This is a genomic window from Sphingomonas sp. CCH9-F2 (assembly GCF_001556735.1).
GTDB lineage: Bacteria > Pseudomonadota > Alphaproteobacteria > Sphingomonadales > Sphingomonadaceae > Sphingomonas > Sphingomonas ginsenosidimutans.
Window position 1 is genome coordinate 1 of sequence record NZ_LSJO01000207.1, and the last position, 3,963, is coordinate 3,963.

At 72.3% G+C, this 3,963-nt stretch carries 6 protein-coding genes and 1 pseudogene; 4 read left to right on the top strand and 3 right to left on the bottom strand.

Annotation, left to right across the window (positions count from 1 at the left end; genetic code table 11):
- Positions 1-658: ATP-binding cassette domain-containing protein (locus AX685_RS06010; RefSeq protein WP_066486433.1), on the bottom strand; the 658-nt coding region annotated here is incomplete at its 3' end.
- A 69-nt stretch (positions 659-727) separates the two neighbouring features.
- Here AX685_RS06010 and AX685_RS06015 point away from each other — a divergent pair.
- Positions 728-1,513, top strand: a complete 786-nt coding sequence (locus AX685_RS06015; protein ID WP_066486434.1) for an SDR family oxidoreductase — start codon at positions 728-730, stop codon at positions 1,511-1,513.
- Positions 1,514-1,519: 6 nt separating this feature from the next.
- Here the strand turns inward: AX685_RS06015 and AX685_RS06020 are convergent, their stop codons facing one another.
- Complete coding sequence (locus tag AX685_RS06020; RefSeq protein ID WP_066486435.1) at positions 1,520-1,822, bottom strand: 4a-hydroxytetrahydrobiopterin dehydratase; 303 nt, start codon at positions 1,820-1,822, stop codon at positions 1,520-1,522.
- 52 nt (positions 1,823-1,874) lie between these two features.
- On the opposite strand from AX685_RS06020, the gene AX685_RS06025 reads away from it, so the two are divergent.
- From AX685_RS06025 to AX685_RS06035, 3 genes are read left to right on the top strand one after another with little or no spacing between them, the layout of a single operon-like run.
- Positions 1,875-2,285 carry a metallopeptidase family protein gene (locus tag AX685_RS06025; protein WP_231738603.1) on the top strand — a complete coding sequence of 137 codons (411 nt, stop codon included), beginning with the start codon at positions 1,875-1,877 and terminating at the stop codon, positions 2,283-2,285.
- Positions 2,282-2,860 (top strand): heme ABC exporter ATP-binding protein CcmA, encoded by a 579-nt coding sequence (gene ccmA / locus AX685_RS06030; RefSeq protein WP_066486439.1) that lies wholly within the window; start codon positions 2,282-2,284, stop codon positions 2,858-2,860. Before AX685_RS06025 ends, ccmA begins: the two co-directional genes overlap by 4 nt.
- A complete protein-coding gene (locus tag AX685_RS06035) occupies positions 2,860-3,495 on the top strand; it encodes a heme exporter protein CcmB (RefSeq protein WP_066486441.1) in 636 nt (211 codons plus the stop codon). Before ccmA ends, AX685_RS06035 begins: the two co-directional genes overlap by 1 nt.
- A 16-nt stretch (positions 3,496-3,511) precedes the next feature.
- On the opposite strand, the pseudogene AX685_RS06040 reads toward AX685_RS06035, so the two are convergent.
- A pseudogene (locus AX685_RS06040) lies at positions 3,512-3,963 on the bottom strand (class I SAM-dependent rRNA methyltransferase); the annotation flags it as partial.

Consider the following 3,963-nt stretch of genomic DNA (forward strand, 5'->3'; position numbering starts at 1 on the left):
CCGACCTGTCGCTGACCACGATCATGGTCACGCGCGTGGCGTTCAGCAGCGCTTCCGCCATGTCGTGCGTGACCATGATCGTGGTCAGCGACAGGTCGGCGTGCAGCCGGCGGATCGCGCCCGCCAGCGCCTCGCGCGTGACGGGGTCGAGCGCGCCGAACGGCTCGTCCATCAACAGCAGCCGGGCCTCGGCGGCCAGCGCGCGCGCGACGCCGACGCGCTGGCGCTGCCCGCCCGACAGCTCCGCGGGCATCCGCCCGGCAAAGGCGCGCGGCAGTTCGACCAGGTCCAGCATCGCCGCCACCCGCGCCGGATCGCGCCGCCCCGCCAGCACCAGCGGCATCGCGATATTGTCCCCCACCGACAGGTGCGGGAACAGCCCGACGTTCTGGAAGACATAGCCGATCCGCCGCCGCAGCCGAGCGGGCGGCTCGTCCGCCACGTCGCGCCCGTCGATCGCGACGCGCCCCGCATCGGGCACGACCAGCCGGTTGACCGTTTTGAGCAGCGTCGACTTGCCCGACCCGGACGTGCCGACCAGCGCGACGAAGCTGCCGCCGGCGATGTCCAGCGTCACGCCGTCGACCGCCGCACCGTCGCCGTACCGCTTGGTGACGCCTGCGAACGAGACGGCGGGGCCGGGCGATTGTTCTGGCATCGCCGCGCACGATGCGGGAAGGATGAGGCTGGCACAAGCCACGCAAACGATGGCGGAGGGGACGAGAGGATGAAGGCGATCCTGATTACCGGCGGCGGATCGGGCATCGGGCGCGCGGTCGCGCTGCACTTTTCGGCGCAGGGCTGGCGTGTCGGGCTGGCGGATATCGACCAGCGCGCGCTGGCGGATGCCGCCGCGATGCTGCCCGCGGACCGCACCTCGACGCATGTCATGGACGTGCGCGACGCATCGGAATGGGAACATGTGCTGGCCGAATTCGCCGCGCTGTCTGGCGGGCGGCTGGACGTGTTGTTCAACAACGCCGGCATCGCGGCCGGCGGCGCGTTCGGGGACATGGGGCTGGACGCGCTCGACCGCGTGATCGACATCAACTTCCGCGGCGTCGCTTATGGCGCGCGGCTCGCCTATCCATATCTGAAGGCGACGCCGGGGTCGTGCCTGCTCAACACCGCCTCCGCGTCCGCGATCTACGGCAGCGCCGGCCTGTCGGCCTATTCCGCGACCAAGTTCGCGGTGCGCGGCCTGACCGAGGCGCTCGACGCCGAATGGGCGCCGGACGCGATCAAGGTGCGCGACCTGCTGCCCGGCTTCATCGACACCAACCTGCTGTCGATCGGGCTGGCGGGGACCAACCGCACCGCGCGTGAGGCGGTGGTCGATTCGGGGCTGGAGTTCACGCCGGTCGAGGTCGTCGCGCAGGCGGCATGGGATGCCGTCCACGGCGACAAGCTGCATTCGCCGGTCGGCAAGACCGCGCGTCGGCTGACCTTCGCGGCGCGCTGGATGCCCGGACGGCTGCGCCGGATGATGCGCAGCCGCGTGCTGCTGCGTTGATTGCGCTCAGCCGCCCAGGATCGAATCGATCGCGGTCGCCAGTTCGACGTCCAGCGCCGACAGCCCGCCGGCGTCATGCGTGGTCAGCAGGATCTCCACCCGGTTCCACACATTGGTCCATTCCGGGTGGTGATCGGCGCGCTCCGCCAGCAGCGCCACTTGCGTCATGAAGCCGAACGCCTCCGCGAAATCGGTGAACACGATCGAGCGGGTGATCGCGTCGCGCGCCTCGTCATAATCCCAGTCGGGCAGCGTATCGAGCGCGTCGGCGCGCTCGGCTTCGCTCAATTGTTCGATCGTGCGGGTCATGACGTGCCTCTGCGCTTGCGGCGGGTGATCGGCGAGCGGTATGGCCGGCGGCATGGACGGGCAAGAGGCAATGGGCGCGCCGCCCTCCGCAGACGCGATCGAGGCGCACGCACGCGCGACGATCGCGCGGCTGCCCGCGGAATTCCGCGCGCATCTGGGCGACGTGGTGCTGGTGGTCGAGGAGGAGGCGGATGCCGAGACCCTCGACGCGCTGGGCATCGATCATCCGCTCGACCTGACCGGCCTGTACCACGGGCGCCCGGTCGGCGAGAAATCGGCGTTCGACAGCGGCGCGCTGCCTGATCGCATCCATCTGTATCGCCAGGCGATGCTGGCCGAATGGTGCGAGACGGGGGTGCGGCTCGACGATCTGGTCGCGCATGTGACGATCCATGAGATCGGGCACCATTTCGGCCTGTCCGACGACGACATGCACGCCCTCGAAGCGGCGGTGGCGGATTGAGCGGCGCGGTTCGCGCCGTTGACGTCACCGTTGGGCGCGGCGGGCAGCTGCTGGTCGAGCGGTTCGACCTAGCCGTGGCGCCGGGCGGCGCGGCGGTGGTCACCGGCCCCAACGGCGTCGGCAAGTCCAGCCTGCTGCGCGTGCTCGCCGGGCTGCTGCGTCCCACCGCCGGGCATGTCGAGCGCGAGGGGGCGGTGGCGTGGATGGGCGAGGCCGCCGCGCTCGACCCCGAATGCGCGCTGGCCGACGCGCTCGCCTTCTGGGCGGCGCAGGATGCGCGCGCCCTGCCGGAGGTGCGCGTCGCCGCCGCGCTGGACGCGATGTTGCTCGGCGATCTGGCCGACGTCCCCGTCCGTTTCCTGTCGACCGGGCAGCGCCGCCGCGCCGCGCTGGCGCGGGTGGTGGCGTCGGGTGCGGACCTGTGGTTGCTCGACGAACCGGCGAGCGGGCTGGACGTGGGCGCGGTGGAGCGGCTGGAACAGCTGATCGCGGGGCACCGCGCAACCGGCGGCGCGGTGGTGGTGGCAACCCACCAGCCGCTGGCGCTGCCCGACGCGGCTGGGGTCGCGCTGTGATGGGCGCGCTGGTGTGGCGCGACGTGTGGCGCGGCTATGCCGGCGGCGGCGCGACATTGGTGGTCGCGTTCTTCCTGCTGGTGGCGGTGCTGTTCCCGTTCGCGATCGGCCCCGATGCGTCGCTGCTGGCGCGGGTCGGTGGCGGCGTCGTGTGGGCCGCGGCGCTGCTGGCGGCGCTGCTGCCGGTCGAGCGGCTGGTCGCGCCCGATCTGGAGGCGGGGGTGATCGACCAGCTGGCGGTGCGCGGGGTGTCGCCGGTGACGATCGCGGCGGCCAAGACGGTGGCGCACTGGCTCGCCTTCGCCCCGCCGCTGTTGCTGGCGACGATCCCGGCGGCGGCGCTGCTCAACCTGTCCGCCGAACGGCTGGCGCTGGTCGTCGCTGGGCTGGCGATCGGCACGCCGGGGCTGGCGGCGCTGGCGGTTACCACCGGCGCATTGGTCGCGGGGCTGCGCGGTGCCGGCGCGGTCGCGGGCCTGGTCATGCTGCCGCTGGCGGTGCCGCTGCTGATCTTCGGCGCGGGCGCGATCGACGGCGGGGCGGGCGGGCTGAAGCTGCTGGCCGCGGTCAGCCTGCTGCTGACGGTGGGCGGCCCGATCGTCGCCGGCGCGGCGATCCGCATGGGAATGGAATGATCGGGACGGCGGCGTCCTACCGCGACCAGCGCGCCCAGATCGCGGTCGGCAGCGTCAGCCCGCGCGCTTCCTCCCGCACCGCCAGTTCCCCCGCCTCGACCGTGCCGGGCAGGTCGGCGAACGCCTGGCGCAGCATCTCGCCGATCGCCAGCGCCGACATGCGCACCGCATAGACGGTGAGGAACAGGTAGCGCGATTCGGCGTCCAGCAGCCGCCGGCAATCGGCGATCAGCGCGGGCAGATGCTCCTCCAGCCGCCAGATCTCGCCATCCGGCCCGCGCCCGTATTTGGGCGGATCGAGCAGGATGCCGTCATAACGCCGCGCGCGCCGCACCTCGCGCGCGACGAACTTGGCGGCGTCGTCGACGATCCAGCGTACCGGCGCATCGGCCAGCCCCGACAGCGCCGCATTGCCGCGCGCCGCCTCGACCGATTTCTTCGACGCGTCGACATGCACCATCTTCGCGC